General features: G+C 66.5%; 16 protein-coding genes. 9 read left to right on the top strand and 7 right to left on the bottom strand.

Translation table 11 applies throughout. From position 1 onward, the window contains the following. Positions 1-80: 80 nt before the first annotated feature. From IAE60_RS11815 to pilH, 7 genes are all read left to right on the top strand, one after another. On the top strand, positions 81-2,909 hold the full coding sequence (locus tag IAE60_RS11815) for a 2-oxoglutarate dehydrogenase E1 component (protein WP_338052646.1): 2,829 nt from the start codon (positions 81-83) through the stop codon (positions 2,907-2,909). Between the two features lie 48 nt (positions 2,910-2,957). Further along, complete coding sequence (gene sucB / locus IAE60_RS11810) at positions 2,958-4,181, top strand: dihydrolipoyllysine-residue succinyltransferase (RefSeq protein WP_185895982.1); 1,224 nt, start codon at positions 2,958-2,960, stop codon at positions 4,179-4,181. A gap of 111 nt (positions 4,182-4,292) precedes the next feature. Beyond that, positions 4,293-5,729 carry a dihydrolipoyl dehydrogenase gene (lpdA, locus tag IAE60_RS11805; RefSeq protein WP_187572397.1) on the top strand — a complete coding sequence of 479 codons (1,437 nt, stop codon included), beginning with the start codon at positions 4,293-4,295 and terminating at the stop codon, positions 5,727-5,729. A 97-nt stretch (positions 5,730-5,826) separates the two neighbouring features. Further along, complete coding sequence (locus IAE60_RS11800) at positions 5,827-6,420, top strand: LOG family protein (RefSeq protein ID WP_162108796.1); 594 nt, start codon at positions 5,827-5,829, stop codon at positions 6,418-6,420. A gap of 248 nt (positions 6,421-6,668) precedes the next feature. Continuing rightward, entirely contained in the window at positions 6,669-6,962 is a 294-nt protein-coding gene (locus IAE60_RS11795) for a GIY-YIG nuclease family protein (protein ID WP_187572396.1), read from the top strand. 110 nt (positions 6,963-7,072) lie between these two features. Next, a complete protein-coding gene (locus IAE60_RS11790; RefSeq protein ID WP_187572395.1) occupies positions 7,073-8,068 on the top strand; it encodes a YhdH/YhfP family quinone oxidoreductase in 996 nt (331 codons plus the stop codon). Positions 8,069-8,171: 103 nt separating this feature from the next. Beyond that, on the top strand, positions 8,172-8,564 hold the full coding sequence (gene pilH, locus IAE60_RS11785) for a twitching motility response regulator PilH (protein ID WP_162108793.1): 393 nt from the start codon (positions 8,172-8,174) through the stop codon (positions 8,562-8,564). A 63-nt stretch (positions 8,565-8,627) separates the two neighbouring features. Here pilH and cfa read toward each other — a convergent pair whose 3' ends face one another. From cfa to IAE60_RS11770, 3 genes are all read right to left on the bottom strand, one after another. After that, positions 8,628-9,719: a cyclopropane fatty acyl phospholipid synthase gene (gene cfa / locus IAE60_RS11780; protein WP_425504425.1), complete on the bottom strand. Its 1,092-nt coding sequence runs from the start codon at positions 9,717-9,719 to the stop codon at positions 8,628-8,630. 34 nt (positions 9,720-9,753) lie between these two features. After that, entirely contained in the window at positions 9,754-10,596 is an 843-nt protein-coding gene (locus tag IAE60_RS11775) for a DUF3298 and DUF4163 domain-containing protein (protein WP_244966560.1), read from the bottom strand. A 65-nt stretch (positions 10,597-10,661) separates the two neighbouring features. Beyond that, positions 10,662-10,955 carry a GNAT family N-acetyltransferase gene (locus IAE60_RS11770; protein WP_187572393.1) on the bottom strand — a complete coding sequence of 98 codons (294 nt, stop codon included), beginning with the start codon at positions 10,953-10,955 and terminating at the stop codon, positions 10,662-10,664. Between the two features lie 196 nt (positions 10,956-11,151). Here IAE60_RS11770 and IAE60_RS11765 point away from each other — a divergent pair, with 196 nt between their 5' ends. Then, entirely contained in the window at positions 11,152-11,355 is a 204-nt protein-coding gene (locus tag IAE60_RS11765) for a hypothetical protein (RefSeq protein WP_162108790.1), read from the top strand. 133 nt (positions 11,356-11,488) lie between these two features. On the opposite strand, the gene IAE60_RS11760 is transcribed toward IAE60_RS11765, so the two are convergent. The 3 genes from IAE60_RS11760 to IAE60_RS11750 form a co-directional block, all read right to left on the bottom strand. Further along, the gene (locus tag IAE60_RS11760; RefSeq protein ID WP_187572392.1) at positions 11,489-12,124 is read right to left on the bottom strand and encodes a hypothetical protein; all 636 of its coding nucleotides are present in this window, start codon (positions 12,122-12,124) and stop codon (positions 11,489-11,491) included. Between the two features lie 140 nt (positions 12,125-12,264). After that, a complete protein-coding gene (locus tag IAE60_RS11755) occupies positions 12,265-12,879 on the bottom strand; it encodes a rhomboid family intramembrane serine protease (protein WP_187572391.1) in 615 nt (204 codons plus the stop codon). Positions 12,880-12,888: 9 nt separating this feature from the next. Further along, the gene (locus IAE60_RS11750; RefSeq protein WP_187572390.1) at positions 12,889-14,505 is read right to left on the bottom strand and encodes a POT-type proton-dependent oligopeptide transporter; all 1,617 of its coding nucleotides are present in this window, start codon (positions 14,503-14,505) and stop codon (positions 12,889-12,891) included. A gap of 148 nt (positions 14,506-14,653) precedes the next feature. Here IAE60_RS11750 and IAE60_RS11745 point away from each other — a divergent pair, with 148 nt between their 5' ends. Beyond that, entirely contained in the window at positions 14,654-16,408 is a 1,755-nt protein-coding gene (locus IAE60_RS11745; RefSeq protein ID WP_187572389.1) for a M14 family metallopeptidase, read from the top strand. A 37-nt stretch (positions 16,409-16,445) separates the two neighbouring features. Here the strand turns inward: IAE60_RS11745 and IAE60_RS11740 are convergent, their stop codons facing one another. Next, positions 16,446-17,198 (bottom strand): glutathione S-transferase family protein, encoded by a 753-nt coding sequence (locus tag IAE60_RS11740; protein WP_187572388.1) that lies wholly within the window; start codon positions 17,196-17,198, stop codon positions 16,446-16,448. Positions 17,199-17,354 lie beyond the last annotated feature (156 nt).

Genomic DNA, 17,354 nt, shown 5'->3' with positions numbered 1-17,354 from the left:
TTTTCGTCCATGTCGCCGAGACATTGCGCGACATGGACCGCAAGCGCCCCTCGACTACCCCACAGCACGCCATCGCCATCGTGGACAATCTCCTGAAGCAGTTCGCGCAATCCTCGCAGCTCAATGGCGGCAACGCCTCCTACGTCGAAGACCTGTACGAGCAGTACCTCGTCGCCCCGGACAGCGTGGGTCCCAAGTGGAAGGCCTACTTCGACGGCTTCAAGGGTCGCGAGGCCGGGGACGTCCCCCACTCGGTGGTCATCCAGCAGATCACCGACGCCGCGCGCCAGGCCGCCAACAACGGCCATGTCGTGACCGGCGGCGGCGACGAACGCGAGCGCAACATCGGCCGTCTGATCACCGCCTACCGCTCACGTGGCCACCTGGGCGCACAGCTCGATCCGCTGGGCCTGACCCCGCCGGTCAATCCGCCCGACCTGGACCTGGCGTTCCACAACCTGTCCGAACGCGATCTCGACAGCGAGTTCAGCACCGGCAACGTCGGTGGTCATTCGCGCATGAAGCTGCGCGATCTGCTGGCCCGCCTGAAGGCCACCTACACCGGCCCGATCGGCGTGGAGTTCATGCACATCCCCGAGGTCGAGCAGCGCCAGTGGCTGTACCAGCGCCTTGAAACCGCGGGCGGCCAGTTCGGCCTGTCGGACGAGGCCAAGCGCCGCACCCTCGAGCGCCTGACGGCCGCCGAGGGCCTGGAGCGTTACCTGCACACCAAGTACGTGGGCCAGAAGCGCTTCTCGCTGGAAGGCGGCGACGCGCTCATTCCGCTGCTGGACACGACCATCCGTCGCGCCGGCGAGGGCGGCGTGAAGGACATCGTGATCGGCATGGCCCACCGTGGCCGCCTGAACGTGCTGGTCAACACGCTGGGCAAGAACCCGCGCAAGCTGTTCGACGAGTTCGAGGGCAAGTTCGAGCACGACAACAGCCTGGCGCACGCCGGCGACGTGAAGTACCACATGGGCTTCTCGGCCGACATCGCCACCCCGGGCGGTCCGGTGCACCTGGCGCTGGCCTTCAATCCGTCGCACTTGGAAATCGTCGACCCCGTGGTGGCCGGCAGCGCCCGCTCGCGCCAGGAGCGCCGCAACGACGCCGCGCGCCAGGCCGTGCTGCCGATCATCATGCACGGCGACGCCGCGTTCGCGGGCCAGGGCGTGGTGATGGAACTGTTCCAGATGTCGCAGGCGCGCGGTTTCGCCGTGGGCGGCACGCTGCACATCGTCATCAACAACCAGATCGGCTTCACCACCAGCAACAAGGAAGACGCGCGTTCCACGCTGTACTGCACCGACGTGGCCAAGATGGTCGGCGCGCCGGTCTTCCACGTGAACGGCGACGATCCGGAAGCGGTGGTCTTCGTGGCGCAGCTGGCCTACGACTTCCGCCAGCAGTTCAAGAAGGATGTGGTGATCGACCTGGTGTGCTACCGCCGCCACGGCCACAACGAAGCCGACGAGCCGGCCGCGACCCAGCCGGTCATGTACCAGACCATCCGCAAGCACGCCACCGCGCGCGAGATGTACGCCGCCAGGCTGGAAGAGGCGGGCGTGATTCCCGCCGACGGCGGCAAGGCGCTGGCCGACGCATTCCGCAACAAGCTTGACTCGGGCGACTACACGACCGAACTGGCCAAGCAGAAGAGCGACGAGCTGGCGATCGACTGGTCGCGCTATGTGTCCGGCAAGCTCAGCGACCCCGTCGACACGAAGGTCAAGCGCAAGGCGCTGGATTCGCTGGCCAAGATCATCACCACCATCCCGGCAGGCGTCGCGCTGCACCCGCGCGTGGCCAAGATCTACGAAGACCGCGTGAAGATGGCCGCCGGCGAGCTGCCGGCAGACTGGGGGTTCGCCGAGAACCTGGCCTACGCCACCCTGCTGGCCGAAGGCCACGGCCTGCGCCTGGTGGGCCAGGACGCCGGGCGCGGCACGTTCTTCCACCGTCACGCGATCCTGCACGACCAGAAGACCGACAGCTACTACCTGCCGTTGCGCCAGTTGGTGGAGCAGCCCGAGCAGGCCACCGTCATCGACTCGCTGCTCAGCGAGGAGGCGGTGATGGCGTTCGAGTACGGCTTCTCCACTACCGATCCCAACACCCTGTGCATCTGGGAAGCGCAGTTCGGCGATTTCGCCAATGGCGCGCAGGTGGTGATCGACCAGTTCATCGCCGCCGGCGAAGCCAAGTGGGGCCGCATCAGCGGCCTGACCCTGCTGCTGCCGCATGGCTACGAAGGCCAGGGTCCGGAGCACAGCTCGGCGCGCCTGGAGCGTTTCCTGCAGCTGTGCGCGCTGGAGAACATGCTGGTCTGCGTGCCGACCACGCCGGCGCAGGCCTACCACATGCTCCGTCGCCAGATGCGCATGACCACCCGCAAGCCGCTGGTGGTGATGACGCCGAAGTCGCTGCTGCGCCACAAGCTGGCGGTGTCCACGCTGGATGAACTGGCCAATGGCGAGTTCCAGCACCTGATTCCCGACGCCACCGCCGATGCGAAGAAGGTCAAGCGGGTCGTCGCGTGCTCGGGCAAGGTCTACTACGACCTGCTGGAAGACGCGCAGAAGCGCGGCCAGGACGACGTGGCCCTCCTGCGCGTCGAGCAGCTCTACCCGTTCCCGCGCGAGCAGCTGACCGCCGAACTGAAGCGCTACGGCAAGGCCACCGAGGTCGTGTGGTGCCAGGAAGAGCCGCAGAACCAGGGCGCGTGGTACCAGATCAAGCATCACCTGCAGGCCTGCCTGGCCGACAAGCAGACGCTGCACTACGCGGGCCGTCCGCGCTCGCCCTCGCCCGCCGCCGGCCATTTCGCCGAGCACGTGGAGGAGCAGCTGAAACTGGTCGCCGACGCGCTGGTCAACAAGCTCGGCGCCGACCACGTCGCCGAATAAGCCCGCCCTTTTCCAACGAACAACAACAACACCAGGACGCCCCATCCCATGGCCACTGAAGTCAAAGTTCCGGTTCTTCCCGAGTCCGTCTCCGACGCCACCATCGCCGCCTGGCACAAGAAGGTGGGCGACGCGGTCAAGCGCGACGAGAACCTGATGGACCTGGAAACCGACAAGGTCGTGCTGGAAGTGCCCTCGCCCGTCGACGGCGTGCTGAAGGAGATCAAGTTCAAGGAAGGCGACACGGTGACCAGCCAGCAGCTGCTGGCGATCATCGAGGAAGGCGCGGCCGCCGCGGCACCCGCCCCCGCCGCAGAGGAAAAGAAGCCGGCCGCCGGCGCCCAGGAAGTGCAGCCGAAGGCCGACGCCGCCAAGGCCGACGCGGCCGCCCCGGCCAGCACCAAGCCCGCACCGGCCGGCGCCGACGCGCTGCCCCCGGGCGCCCGCTTCACTGCCATCACCCAGGGCATCGATCCGGCCGCCGTGGAAGGCACCGGTCGCCGCGGCGCCGTGACCAAGGAAGACTTGGTCAACTACGCCAGCGGCAAGACCGCCGGCGTGTCCGGCGGCGCGCGTCCGGAAGAGCGCGTCCCGATGACCCGCATCCGCACCCGCATCGCCGAGCGCCTGATGCAGTCCAAGAACTCCATCGCCATGCTGACCTCGTTCAACGAGGTCAACCTGGCCAAGGTCATGGAAATGCGCAAGGAGTTGCAGGACGACTTCGTGAAGGCCAACGGCATCAAGCTGGGCTTCATGAGCTTCTTCGCCAAGGCCGCGGCCAACGCGCTGCAGCGCCATCCGATCATCAACGCCTCGGTCGACGGCAACGACATCATCTATCACGGCTATGCCGACATCTCGATCGCCGTGTCCACGGACAAGGGCCTGGTGACGCCGGTGCTGCGCAACGTCGAGCGCATGGGCTTCGGCGACATCGAGAAGGGCATCGCCGAATACGCCAAGAAGGCGCGCGACGGCAAGCTGGGCCTGGAAGACCTGCAGGGCGGCACCTTCACCATCACCAACGGCGGCACCTTCGGTTCGCTGATGTCCACGCCCATCGTCAACCCGCCGCAGAGCGCCATCCTGGGCATGCACGCCATCAAGGACCGCGCCATCGTCGAGAACGGCCAGGTCGTCGCCGCGCCGATGATGTACATCGCGCTGTCCTACGACCACCGCATCATCGACGGCAAGGACGCGGTGCTGTTCCTGGTGGACATCAAGAACCAGCTGGAAAACCCGCACCGCATGCTTCTCGGTATGTAATCCGCTGCGGCTCCCCCCGGGGAGCTGGAAAGGGGCCCTGCGGGGCCCCATTTCCTTCCACGAGACACTGCCACCGTCCGCTGACGGACGCACAAGGCAAAGGACACTGAAATGGCTGAACAATTCGACGTCGTCGTCATCGGTGCCGGTCCGGCCGGCTACCACGCCGCCATCCGCGCCGCGCAGCTGGGCATGAAGGTCGCGTGCATCGATGCCGCGCTGGGCAAGGACGGCAAGCCCGCGCTCGGCGGCACCTGCCTGCGCGTCGGCTGCATCCCGTCCAAGGCGCTGCTGGATTCCTCGCACCAGTACCACAACCTGACCCACCAGTTCGAACAGCACGGCATCAGCGTCAAGGACGCGAAGATCGATGTCGGCACCATGGTCGGCCGCAAGGACGCGATCGTGAAGCAGTTCACCGGCGGCATCGCGCAGCTGTTCAAGGCCAACAAGGTGACCGCGTACTACGGCTTCGGACAGTTGCAGCCGGGCAACCTCGTCAAGGTGAAGCAGCATGACGGCAGCGACGTCGAACTGAAGGGCACTAACGTCATCCTTGCCGCCGGTTCGGACTCCATCGAGTTGCCGTTCGCCAAGTTCGACAACGAATACATCGTCGACAACGTGGGCGCACTGGACTTCACCGAGGTTCCCAAGCGCCTGGCGGTGATCGGCGCAGGCGTGATCGGGCTGGAGCTGGGCAGCGTATGGAAGCGCCTCGGCGCCGAGGTCACCATCCTCGAAGCCCTACCCGATTTCCTTGCCGTCGCCGACAGTGAAGTGTCGAAGGTCGCCGCGCGCGAGTTCAAGAAGCAGGGCCTCGACATCCGCCTTGGCGCCAAGGTGTCGAAGACCGAAGTCACGGGCAAGGGCAAGAAGAAGGAAGTCGTGGTCACCTACAGCGACGCCGAAGGCGAGAAGACGCTGACCGTGGACAAGCTGCTGGTCGCCGTGGGCCGCCGCGCCGCGAGCAAGGGCCTGCTGGCCGATGGCACCGGCGTCAAGCTCAACGAACGCGGCCAAGTGGAAGTGGACGCGCATTGCCACACCGGCGTCGACGGCGTGTGGGCGATCGGCGACTGCGTGCGTGGGCCGATGCTGGCGCACAAGGGCTTTGAGGAAGGCATCGCGGTCGCCGAGCTGATCGCCGGCCTGCCGGGACACGTCAACTTCGACACCATTCCGTGGGTCATCTACACCTCGCCCGAGATCGCCTGGGTCGGCAAGACCGAGCAGCAGCTCAAGGCCGAAGGCGTGGCCTACAAGGCGGGCTCCTTCCCGTTCGCCGCGGTGGGCCGTGCCGTGGCGATGGCCGAGCCCGCAGGCTTCGTGAAGGTCATCGCCGACGCCGAAACCGATCGCGTGCTGGGCATGCACCTGGTCGGCGCCAACGTGTCGGAGCTGGTGCACGAGGGCGTGCTCACCATGGAGTTCAAGGGCTCCGCCGACGACTTGGCCCGCATCTGCCATGCGCACCCGTCGCTGTCGGAAGCGGTGCACGACGCCGCGATGGCCGTGCACAAGCGCGCGATCCACAAGGCCAATTGAGGCCCGCACGGCGGCGAGGCCGCCGCCGTGATCCGCATGCGCCAGGCCAAGCCTGGCGTTTTGCGTTTCAGACAACAGGCAACACAGGACCCCGACCATGAAGAGCATCTGCGTCTACTGCGGCTCCAACGCCGGCAGCAAGCCCGCCTACACCGAACGCGCGATCGCCCTTGGCGACCGCATCGCGAAGGAAGGCCTGCAACTCGTCTATGGCGGCGGCAACGTCGGACTGATGGGCATCGTCGCCGATGCGGTGCTCGCCGCAGGCGGCGAGGTGGTCGGCGTGATTCCCGAGCAACTGGTCAATTGGGAAGTCGCGCACAAGGGCGTGACCAGGCTGGAAGTCGTCGCCAACATGCACGAGCGCAAGAAGCGCATGTTCGACCTGTCAGACGCCTTCGTCGCCCTGCCCGGCGGCTTCGGCACGCTGGACGAGATGTTCGAGATGCTGACCTGGCGCCAGCTCGGCATCGGCGACAAGCCCTGCGCCTTCCTCGACGTGGAAGGCTTCTACACGCCGCTGATGGGCATGATCGACCGCATGGTCGAAGAACGCTTCCTGCACCCGGAACAACGCAACGACCTGTGGCATGGCGACGACCTCGATGCCATGGTCGCCTGGATGCGCGCCTACACCCCGGCCCAGGCGGACAAGTGGATGGATGAGAAGCGGCGGAAGTCGTTGCGCTGACACTCACTGTGCCGGTTCGCGTTCAGCCGGAACCTGAAGTCACTGGGTCCCGGCTTTCGCCGGGATGGACGGTCGGTGCGCTGTACTGCACGGTGTAGCCGTCACGGGTCTGCACCAGCGAGGCTCATCCACCCGCGAATGAATGACATCGTCATCCCGGCGAAAGCCGGGACCCAGCGACTTGGCTTGAAGGTGAACCGCATCCAAGAGGAGGATGGCCTTGACCTCATCCAGGCAAGGAATGCCCCATGCGAGAACGCACACCATGCGTCTACATCCTGGCGAGCCAGCGCAATGGAACGCTCTACATTGGCGTCACCTCCAACCTTTCCGCACGCATCTGGCAACACAGGAACGATCAGGTATCCGGCTTCACTCGCCGCTATGGCATCCACACGTTGGTCTGGTACGAGGCGCACGAGACGATGGAATCCGCCATCGCACGGGAGAAGGCGCTGAAGCAGTGGAAGCGAAGCTGGAAAATCGAGCTTATCGAGGACACGAACCCCTACTGGCATGATCTGTATGGCGAAATCGCATGAACCTGCCTGCCTTACCAATGTCGGCATCGATGTTTTGGCTTTTGTGCCGTGAAGACCGCAAAATCCAAGTCACTGGGTCCCGGCTTTCGCCGGGATGACGGAGCACATGCATGACCCTGTCCACCCCCTTCACCGCCTTCCGCATCCACAACGACGCCGCCGGCTACCGCAGCGGTATCGAGTCCATCGCCTTGGACGCATTGAACCCCGGCGAAGTCGTCATCAAGACCGCCTACTCGTCGGTCAACTACAAGGACGCGCTGGCCGGCACGGGCGAAGGCAAGATCCTGCGTCGGTTCCCGCTGGTGGGTGGCATCGATGTCGCAGGGCATGTGGTGGCTTCCACCGATCCCGCCTTCAAGGAAGGCGACGCCGTGCTCGTCACGGGCTGCGGCCTGAGCGAGACCCGTGACGGCGGGTACGCGGAGTACGCGCGGCTGGAGGCCAGGTGGGTCATCCCGCTCCCTTCCGGCCTCACCCTGCGTGAGAGCATGATCCTGGGCACGGCCGGCTTCACCGCGGCGCTGGCCCTGTTCCGCATGTGCGAGAACCGGCAGACCCCGGACCTCGGGCCACTGGCGGTCACCGGGGCGACCGGTGGCGTGGGGTCGCTGGCGGTGGACATCTTCAGCAAGGCCGGGTTCGAGGTGCATGCCATCAGCGGCAAAACGGAGAATGCCGGCTATCTGACCGCCATCGGCGCGCGTAAGGTCCTGCCGCGCGACGCGCTGGCCACCACCCGGCCAATGGAAACCGCCCGTTTCGGCGGCGGCCTGGACAACGTCGGCGGCCCCATGCTGGCCAGCCTGCTGGCGCAGACCGTCCCTTACGGCAACGTAGCCACCGCCGGACTGGCCGCCAGCGCCGACCTGGCGACCACGGTGATGCCCTTCATCATCCGCGGCGTCTCCCTTCTGGGCGTGGCGTCCGCCGGCACCGCCCGCGACATCCGCGACACGGTGTGGCAACGGCTGGCCAGCGACTGGAAGCCCGCGCACCTGGACACCATCTGCACCCGGGAAACCACGTTGGAGGGCCTGCCGGAGGTGTTCCGGACCATGCTTGCCGGCGGCTCCTTCGGTCGCACGCTCGTGCGAATGGGATGAACGGCAGTCGCGGCACGACGGGCGTCACCGCCTGACCGCCTTTGCCATTTGTCTTGTCCCGAACACGTTCTACAATCGACGCCGGGGACAACTGGGGAACTCCATGGCAAAGATTTTGATCGTCGACGATTCACCCTCGCAGTTGCTGGGCATCCAGCGCATCGTCGAGAAACTGGGGCACGAATCCATCACCGCCGAGGACGGCGCCGCGGGCGTGGAAGTCGCCAAGCGCGAGCTGCCGGACATGGTCCTGATGGACGTGGTGATGCCCAACCTCAACGGCTTCCAGGCCACCCGCACCTTGAGCCGCGAGGCCACCACCAAGCACATCCCGGTGATCCTGGTGACCACCAAGGACCAGGACACCGATCGCATGTGGGGCCTGCGCCAGGGCGCCAAGGCCTACCTGACCAAGCCGTTCTCGGAAGACGAGCTGGCCGAAGTGATCGAACGCATCTTCAACGCCCGCGAACTGCCCTCGCCGCCCGCAGCCTGACGGGAAGGCCGCGCAGCACGCACGAAGAGCAGGCCCCGGCCTGCCCTTTCCGTTTAGGGCCCTTCAGCGCGGCGCAACGTAGCCGCCCCGCACACCGCGCGGCGACAGCACCAATTGCCACAGCTGCGAACGACGGCTACGGAACGTGGCCATCGATGCGCCCAGATAGAATCGCCACATGCGGCGGAAGCGCGCGTCGTAGCGCGCATCCAGGCGGTCCCAGGCGGCCTCCACGTTGTGGCGCCAGGCCTGCAGCGTGCGGTCGTAGTCGGCACCGAAGCCGTGCCAATCCTCCAGCACGAACCGCCCTTCCAGCGCATGGGCGATCTGCGCCGCAGACGGCAGCATCGAGTTGGGGAAGATGTAGCGCGCGATCCAGGGATCGGTCCGCTGCACCGAGCGGTTCGTGCCGATGGTGTGCAGCAGGAACAGGCCATCGGCCGGCAGGCAGCGGCGGACCACATCGAAGAAGGTCGGGTAGTTCTTCACCCCCACGTGTTCGAACATGCCCAGCGAGAACGCGGCGTCGAACCGCTCGTCCAGGTCGCGGTAGTCCTGCAGGCGGATCTCGATGGGCAGCCCGGCGCACAGGCGACGCGCATAGTCCGCCTGCTCGACCGAGATCGTCACACCGACCCCACTGATCCCGTAGCGTTCGGCGGCGAACTTCAGCGCTTCGCCCCAGCCGCATCCCACGTCGACCACCCGCATGCCCGGGGCCAGCCCCAGCTTCCTGCACACCAGGTCCAGCTTGGCTTCCTGTGCGGCATCCAGATCCTGCGCATTCCGCCAATAGGCGCAGCTGTACACCAGACGGCGACCCAGCATGGCCGCATACAGGTCGTTGCCCAGGTCGTAATGGCGCCGCCCCACCTCGCCACTGCGACGGCGCGACTGCAGATTGGTCAGGCGGGCGCGGAGCGCATCGAACAGTTCGCCGGCCCCATGCACCCGCTCGTCCAGATGCGCATCGAGCAGGCGGGTCAGCAGGCCGTCCAGCGCCTCGGCGTCCCACCATCCGTCCATGTAGCTCTCGCCCAGACCCAGCGAGCCCTGACCGAGCACGCGTGCGTACACGCGAGGATCGCGGACCTGGAAGTCCCACGGCCGGTCGCCACCGATCCGCACATCCGCTTCGGCCAACAGGGATCGCATCCTGTGCTCGAAGCGGACGTGCGGCATGGCGGACTCAGCGGGCGAACAGCCCCGCGTACTCCGGCGCGATGTGGGGCAGCAGGATGGCCGCTGGCACGTCGACGGTCTGCGTGCCATCCGCGTAAGGGCCCACCTGGTAAGGCGGGAACACGAAGCGCAGCGCGCTGATGCGGCCTGCGGTGTCCAGCACGGGCACGAACTCGCTGAAGTTGCCCGCTTCAGGCTTGGTGCCCTCGTCGATCATCCGGAACGTGCTCTTGATCAGCGCCGCCCGATCGGCCGCGGGCAGTTCGTCCTCGTCCGCCCGCGTCACCACGGCCGTATGCAGCTGCTCGCGCACGTAATCGCTGATGGCCTGCCACCCCTTGGCGTCGGGCACCAGCGCAGCCGACGTCAGGCGTGCGTCCTGCTGCGGCAGCCACACGAACCGTGCGATCAGCGGTTGGCCATGCGCGCCCCCGGTGTAGCGGCTGCCATCGGCGGCGATGGCGACGATCTGCGGCGTGTCCACCACCTGCTCGAAGGCCAGCGACAGCTCGTACGGTGCGCTGGGCTTGTCGTTGCCGAAGGCTTCGACCGCCTGCATCAACTCGGCCCGCTCGGCGGCGGCGTAGTCGGACAGCGCCTTCGCCAGGCCGGGGTAGCGATTGGCCGAAGCCGGAAAACTGATGCCCACCACGTAGCGGTCGGTCGTTTCGATGACGTCCTTCAGGGCTACCGGAGCGGCCGGCGCATCGGCCGCGGGTGACGATGCGGCGGGGGCCTGCGCCGGCGGCGCGCCGGGGGCGGATTCGCGCTTGCATGCCGCCAGCGCGCTGGCGACCAGCAGGGCCAGGCAGGCGGTCCGCAGGATGGGGGGGGACTTGCTGGGGGACACTTCGGGCTCCTTCCGCGTGTGATGGCCGTCATTCTAGGGCGCGCCACCGGCGTCCTCCAGCGGGGTCAGCCCTCGATCAGATCGGCGTACTCCGGATGCCGCTGGACGTAGGCGGCGGAGTACGAGCACGCCGGCACCACCCGCCAGCCCCGCGCACGCGCCAGGTCCAGCGCGGCCTTCACCAGAATGCCGGCGATGCCCCGGCCGCCGATCGCATCGGGCACACCGGTGTGGTCGATGACCATCCGGCCGCCGCGCAGCGAATACCGCAGTTCGGCCTCATGCCCTTCCACCCGGGTGTGCAGGCGGCGGGCGTCAGGGTCGTGATGCACATCCGGGGTGAGCGCGTCGTGGGTCATGGGATCTCCGTGGCAGGGGGCTCATGGGCATTGTGACCCAATGCCCAGGGTGGACCGGGCAAAACTGACGCTGAGCGTCACATTCATGCTTGTGAAGGGATTCTTCGCGGACCTGAAACGTGATGGGTTTCGCGAAATACAGGTTGGCACGATTGCTGCGTCTGCAGGCTCATAGACTTCACTTGGGAGTTCCACCATGAGCCTGATCGAAGCACTGCCCGACGTCGCCAGCGCCAGCGATTTCACCCTGCTGGAAGGCCTGTACCAGCTCACCGTCACGGGCCATACCAGCGACTGGGAGTTCGAGCGCCTGAACAACGCCGTATACGAGCGCCTGATGTCCACCTACTCCAGCGCCGAAGTCGGCAGCGTGCACGCCGTGCACTCGCTGGTGGACTGAGCCGCTAGACACCGTCTTCATCGGGTGCTCCGGCGCGGCGCAGGGGTCCGCCTTCGGGCGCGACTGCCGCGCCGGAGTCCCGTCCCTCGCTGGCCACGCCGGAGGGTCCATGGGCGTCCTCCAAGGTAGGCCCCTATTCGCCCCGATGATCGCGCTTGCCCTGGTTGCGCCGGTCCTGCGTACCCAGACTGCCCTGGATCGCCTTCATCCGGCTCTCGGCCGCGTGCAATTCCAATGCCTTGCCTGCCGCTTCCGGTGATGCGAAGCCAGCGCCCTGCACAGCCCCGTGATCGTGGTCGTCGAGTTGCTGCCAGGGCGCGGGCTGCCGGTCTTGCTCCTGCTTCTGTTCCAGCAACGCGCGCGCATTCGCCAGCGCCCGCGCAGGCGTGATCTTCTTCGTTGCGCGCTTGCGCGCTGCGGTCTTGCGGGCCGGGGACGAGGCCTTGCTCGCCGTTTTCTTCTTCGCTTTCGCGACCGGCGCCCGGGAGGCGCTGCCTGTCGCCTTCTTCGCCGCCTTGCGGGCAGTCTTGCCGGCGACGCGGGTGCCCGTGGCTTTCAGCGCATCATCTCGCGAGGCGGTGGTCTTCCTCGTCGTCGTCTTCGCAGCCGTCTTCTTCGTGGCTGTTTTCTTCGCGGCTGTCTTCTTCGCGACCTTGCCGGCCGTCGCCTTCTTCACGGCTTTCCTGGCCGCGGTACCGGCCGCCTTCGGCGTGCCCTTGGAGGTCGTCGCCGCCGTCTTGCGGACGGCGTTCTTCGTGGTCTTCTTCACCGCCTTGCTGGCGGCCTTCTTGCCCTGGGGACTGCGGACCGCCTTGCGTGCCGTTGCCATGCGCTGCTCCTGGGACGGGACATGGTGTCGGGATAGCACGGCCCACCTTCAGCGCAGGTGAGCGAAACCACAAGGACCGCTTAACCGAACGAGGGGTGCGACAGTTCTTCCAGGAAGTGGCCGATCACGCCGGCATCCATCACCACCAGGAACAGCACGCCGTAAGCCGCGCCGGCCAGGTGTGCGCCGTGGTTGATGTTGTCTCCGCCGCGCTTGTCCATCCAGATGCTGTAGGCGATGTACAGCACGGCGAACACGATGGCCGGCATCGGGATGAAGAACACGCCGATCGTGGCCCAGGGCGCGAGCAGGATGAAGGCGAACAGCACCGCGGACACGGCACCGGACGCGCCCAGGCTGCGGTAGTTGGGATCCTTCTGGTGCTTCAGATAAGTGGGCAGGATGGACACCACCAGCGCCGAGAAATAGAACAGCGGGAACACCCACGGCCCTTTCTGCGCCGCCATCCAGCCCTCGATCTGGCGGCCGAAGAAGAACAGCGTGAACATGTTGAAGAACAGGTGCCAGAAATCGGCGTGGATGAAGCCGTACGTCACCAGCCGGTCGTACTGGCGGTGGCGGTCGATCGCCGGTGGCCACAGGATCAGCCGCATCAGCAGCGATGGCGTGCGGAAGGCGACCAGGCTGACCACGCAGGTGGCCGCGATCAGCAGCAGGGTGATGGGCGCGCTCATGCGTGTTCCTCAGGCCGCGGTGCGGTAGTTGTCCTGCATCGGGTAGGTCCTGGCGTACAGCGCGAACGCCAGCGCCGCGACGAAGGCGAAGCCGGCGAAGAAGAACATCAGGAACGCGTTCTCCGTCCATCCCTGCGCCTGGATCCAGCCGATCACGGCCGGGTCGCGGACGCTGGCATTGGTCAGCAGCACCCACAGGCCGCCGAAGGTGCTGGTCAGGTACCAGAAGGCCATGATCACGCCCTTCATCGCCATGGGCGCCTGACTGTAGGCAAACTCCAGCGCCGTCGCCGACACCAGCACCTCACCGAAGGTCAGCAGCAGATAGGGCAGCGTCTGCCAGGCCAGCGACACCTGCTGGCCTTCGTCCATCTGCAGCTGCAGCACGCCGGCCACGATCCAGGAGAGCGCGGAGATGGCGATGCCCCAGCCCATCCGGCGCAGGGCGGTGACGTTGAAGCCCATCTTCCGCAGCGCCGGGTACAGCACCAGGTTGTTGAAGGGAATCAGCAACATGACCATCAGCGGATTCAACGCCTGCATCTGGGTGGCGTCCTTCACCAGCCAGCTGGGCCACCACCACAGATCGTGGGGGATCACCATCGCCTTGCCCTGGATCACCCACGTGGACGCCTTCTGGTCGAACAGCGACCAGAACGGCGTGACCAGCGCGAACACGATCAGGATGCGCAGCACCGAACGCACGCCTTCGATGGCGGCATCCGGATGCAGGCCACGCGCGCGTTCCAGTTGCAGCGAGGCGCCGAAGCCGACGCCGGCGATGATCGCGCCCAGCGCAAGGCACGCGGTGATGACGAAGCCCCACGCTTCGGGCCAGATCGTCACCCCCGCGAACTTGAGCGCCCACAGCAGCAGCATCGCCGCCGCACCCACCATGCCCACGGCAGCGACCAGCGTGCCAGGCCCGAAACCCTTGCCCATCAGCGCACTTCGCACGATGTTGAGGAATGCGTCCGGATCGTTGCCGCGCGACGGCGGTACGTTGACGTACTTGTGGCGACCTAGCCAAAAGATGAAGGTCGCGATAAACATCAGGATGCCCGGGATACCGAACGCCCATGCCGGACCCCAGCTGCGCAGCACCAGCGGCATCAGCAGCGACGCGAAGAACGACCCGAAGTTGATGATCCAGTAGAAGGCATCGAAGACCACCTTCGCCTTGCTCTTGTTGCTCTGGTCGAACTGGTCGCCGCAGAACGTCACCACCAGCGGCTTGATGCCACCCGAGCCCAGCGCGATCAGGAACAGGCCCGTGTAGAACCCTGTCGCGTTGCTCTCGAACAGCGCCAGACACGCATGGCCGGCGCAGTAGATCAGCGAGAACCACAGGACGGTGTTGTACTTGCCAAAGTAACGGTCCGACAGCCAGCCACCCAGCAGCGGGAAGAAGTACACGCCGATGACGAAGCTGTGGAAAAGATCCTTGGCGGCACCCTCGCGCGCGGCCTGGTCCGGCAGATAGGCCAGCAGCACCGAACTGATCAGGAACGGCACCAGGATGTTGCGCATCCCGTAGAAGCTGAACCGCTCGCAGGCCTCATTGCCGATGATGTAGGGGATCTGGCGGGGCATGCGGCCCTGGCTGGCTTCTGCGGTCGTGCTCATCCGATCTTCCGGCGAAAAAGTCCCGGAAGGTTACCGTATCCGCCCGCGCAGGGTCGAACCGCCGGAACTCCTCGCGCTGGCGAACGGGGACTGGGACTGACCGCGATTGCCGGGCATCATGCGCCCCTGCCCTGTTCAGGAATTCCCCATGCTGCGTCCGCTCTGCGCCTCCTTCCTGCTGGCCCTGGCATCGGCGGCGAATGCCCAGTCTGCATTGACCACCGTGGCCGAACGATCCGGGTTCAGCGAGACCGGACGCTACGAGGAAGTCACCGCGCTGTGCGACGCCTTCGCACGCCAGTATCCGAAAGCCGTGCGCTGCACCACGTTCGGGACCACGCCCGAAGGCCGCCCGATGAAGGCCCTGGTCGCCTCCACCAGCGGCGCCTTGACGCCGGAGCAGGCGCAGCGGCGCGGCCTGCCGGTAGTGTTGATCCAGGGCGGCATCCACGCCGGTGAGATCGACGGAAAGGATGCCGGCTTCCTCGCGCTGCGCGAGGTACTGGAAGGCCGGGCGGCCAACGGTGCACTGGACAAGCTGGTCTGGGTGTTCGTACCCGTCTTCAACGTGGACGGCCACGAGCGGTTCGGCGCCTGGAACCGTCCCAACCAGCGCGGGCCGAAGGAAATGGGCTGGCGCACCACCGCGCAGAACTACAACCTCAACCGCGACTACCTGAAGGCCGACACGCCCGAGATGCAGGCGATGCTGCAGCTGGTGCAGCGCTGGGACCCGCTGGTGACCGTGGACCTGCACGCCACCAACGGCGCTCAGTTCGAACACGACATCTCGATCCAGGTCGAGCCCGTGCATGCCGGCGATGCCGGGCTGCGCACGGCCGGCCTGGCATTGCGCACGGGCGTCATCGACGATCTGGCGAAGCAGGGATCTCTGCCCCTGCCCTACTACCCCTCCTTCGTGGTGCAGGACGATCCCACCTCGGGCTTCGAGGACGGCGTGCCGCCGCCGCGCTTCTCGCATGGCTACTTCCTGCTGCGCAACCGCATCGCGATGCTGGTGGAGACGCACTCATGGAAGGAGTATCCGGTGCGCGTGCGCATCACCCGTAACACGGTGGTGTCCGTGCTGGAGCACGTCGCCCGTGATGGGGTGTCATGGCTGACCACAGCGAAGCAGGCGGATATCGCCGCGGCCAGCCTGGGCGGCCGGCAGGAACCGCTGACCTACGTCGCGGCACCTGCCGCGCGCACCGTGGAGTTCCGTGGCTATGCCTACACGCGCACGACGTCGGACGTGTCCGGCGCCCTGATGACGCGTTACGACGAGACCACGCCGCAGGTATGGAAGGTGCCGCTGAAGGACGATATCCGTCCGGGCATCGTGATCGAAGCGCCCGGCGCGGGCTACCTGGTGCCCGCCGCTGAGGCCTCCTGGATGGCGGCCGTCCTGAAGATGCATGGCGTGGAGTACCGCCTGCTGGGCAAAGCGTGGCAGGGCGACGCACAGGTGTTCCGTGCGACGAAAAGCAGCTTCGGGAGCGCGTCGGTGGAAACCCACCAGCGCCTCACGGTCGAGGGCGACTGGACGCGCGAATCCCGCGCCACGCCCGCGGGCGCACTGTTCGTCCCCATCGCCCAGCCCAGGGCGCGCTTGGTGATGGCCCTGCTGGAGCCCAAGGCGCCGGACTCGCTGCTGGCGTGGGGGCGGTTCAACAACGCCTTCGAACGCAAGGAGTACATGGAGGACTACGTGGCTGAAGCCGTTGCACGCGAGATGCTGCGCGACCCCGCGGTGAAAGCCGAGTTCGAGCGCCGACTGCGCGAAGACACGGCGTTCGCGCAGAGTCCTGCCGCACGCCTGGAGTTCTTCTACCGCCGCCATCCCTCGTGGGACGAGCGCTACCAGCTGTACCCGGTGCTGCGAGTGGATGCTGCGCCGTAAAGGCCGACCTGCTTCATGCAGAACGGCAGGGACTGCTTCACCCCAACCGCATCACCCCGTAGCGCGGCGCCGCATCGCCGTACGTCGTTTCGGTCAGCGGCGCGCCCATCTGCGCAAGCACGGCGCGCTGTTCCGGCAGCGGCGTGCGCAACGTGCGGTCCTCGAATGTCGCCAGCCTGGCGAATGCCGGCAACGCCAGCGCACGCGCCACGAACGCCGCCGTCCGCGGCCATCGCAGCGGATCGACCTGGTACCTCACGAACGTCGCATTGCGGAAGAAGCTGGCGATACTGATGTCGGCGATGGACAGCTCGCCGAAGATCCAGCCGTTCCCGGGCAATCGCGGCTCCAGATAGTCCAGCGCGACCGGCAGCTCCTCCTCGCGCGCCCTGCGCACCACTTCTTCGTCCGTACCCTGGTTGAACAGGAAGCGGCGCACGCCTTTCTGGAAGAACATCCGCCAGATCACCACGTCGCCGAGATAGGAATCCGCATACTCCTCCAGCCAGCGTGCCTTCGCGCGGTCCACCGGATCCGCGGGGTACAGCGATGGCGCAGGGAAGCGGTCCTGCAGATATTCGCAGATGACGGTGGAGTCGTTGAGCACCAGGTCGCCCTCGATCAGCACCGGGATGCGGCGGAGCGGACTGAGCCTGCTGAAGTCCTCGTTGCCCACGAACGGCGCGATGGGATCGATGCGGTAGGGAATGCCCTTCAGCTCAAGGCAGACCAGCACCTTGCGCACGTACGGCGAGAGGTAGTTGCCGATGACCGTCAGCGTCTCCGCCATGTCCCTGCTCCGTCGAAGTCGCATGCAGGGTGCGCAGTCCATGCGGCCTGGTCAACCCGGCACGCGCGACCGACTCACCGCCAGGCGCGTGTTGACGCTTCATTACAGGAAACGCCGTTAAGCTGGCCGCCTCCACCGCACCCTAGGAGCCTGCGC

It is taken from the genome of Pseudoxanthomonas mexicana, assembly GCF_014397415.1.
GTDB lineage: Bacteria > Pseudomonadota > Gammaproteobacteria > Xanthomonadales > Xanthomonadaceae > Pseudoxanthomonas_A > Pseudoxanthomonas_A mexicana.
The sequence above is the reverse complement of the archived record's forward strand: the minus strand, read 5'-3'. Positions and strand labels throughout refer to the sequence as shown.

Coding starts and splice junctions, on each gene's coding strand:
- IAE60_RS11770 (WP_187572393.1), bottom strand. CDS start 10,955: ATGACCCACGACGCGCTCACCCCGGATGTGCATCACGACCCTGACGCC.
- IAE60_RS11765 (WP_162108790.1), top strand. CDS start 11,152: ATGAGCCTGATCGAAGCACTGCCCGACGTCGCCAGCGCCAGCGATTTC.
- IAE60_RS11790 (WP_187572395.1), top strand. CDS start 7,073: ATGACCCTGTCCACCCCCTTCACCGCCTTCCGCATCCACAACGACGCC.
- sucB (WP_185895982.1), top strand. CDS start 2,958: ATGGCCACTGAAGTCAAAGTTCCGGTTCTTCCCGAGTCCGTCTCCGAC.
- pilH (WP_162108793.1), top strand. CDS start 8,172: ATGGCAAAGATTTTGATCGTCGACGATTCACCCTCGCAGTTGCTGGGC.
- lpdA (WP_187572397.1), top strand. CDS start 4,293: ATGGCTGAACAATTCGACGTCGTCGTCATCGGTGCCGGTCCGGCCGGC.
- IAE60_RS11755 (WP_187572391.1), bottom strand. CDS start 12,879: ATGAGCGCGCCCATCACCCTGCTGCTGATCGCGGCCACCTGCGTGGTC.
- IAE60_RS11740 (WP_187572388.1), bottom strand. CDS start 17,198: ATGGCGGAGACGCTGACGGTCATCGGCAACTACCTCTCGCCGTACGTG.
- IAE60_RS11800 (WP_162108796.1), top strand. CDS start 5,827: ATGAAGAGCATCTGCGTCTACTGCGGCTCCAACGCCGGCAGCAAGCCC.
- IAE60_RS11795 (WP_187572396.1), top strand. CDS start 6,669: ATGCGAGAACGCACACCATGCGTCTACATCCTGGCGAGCCAGCGCAAT.
- IAE60_RS11750 (WP_187572390.1), bottom strand. CDS start 14,505: ATGAGCACGACCGCAGAAGCCAGCCAGGGCCGCATGCCCCGCCAGATC.
- IAE60_RS11745 (WP_187572389.1), top strand. CDS start 14,654: ATGCTGCGTCCGCTCTGCGCCTCCTTCCTGCTGGCCCTGGCATCGGCG.
- cfa (WP_425504425.1), bottom strand. CDS start 9,719: ATGCGATCCCTGTTGGCCGAAGCGGATGTGCGGATCGGTGGCGACCGG.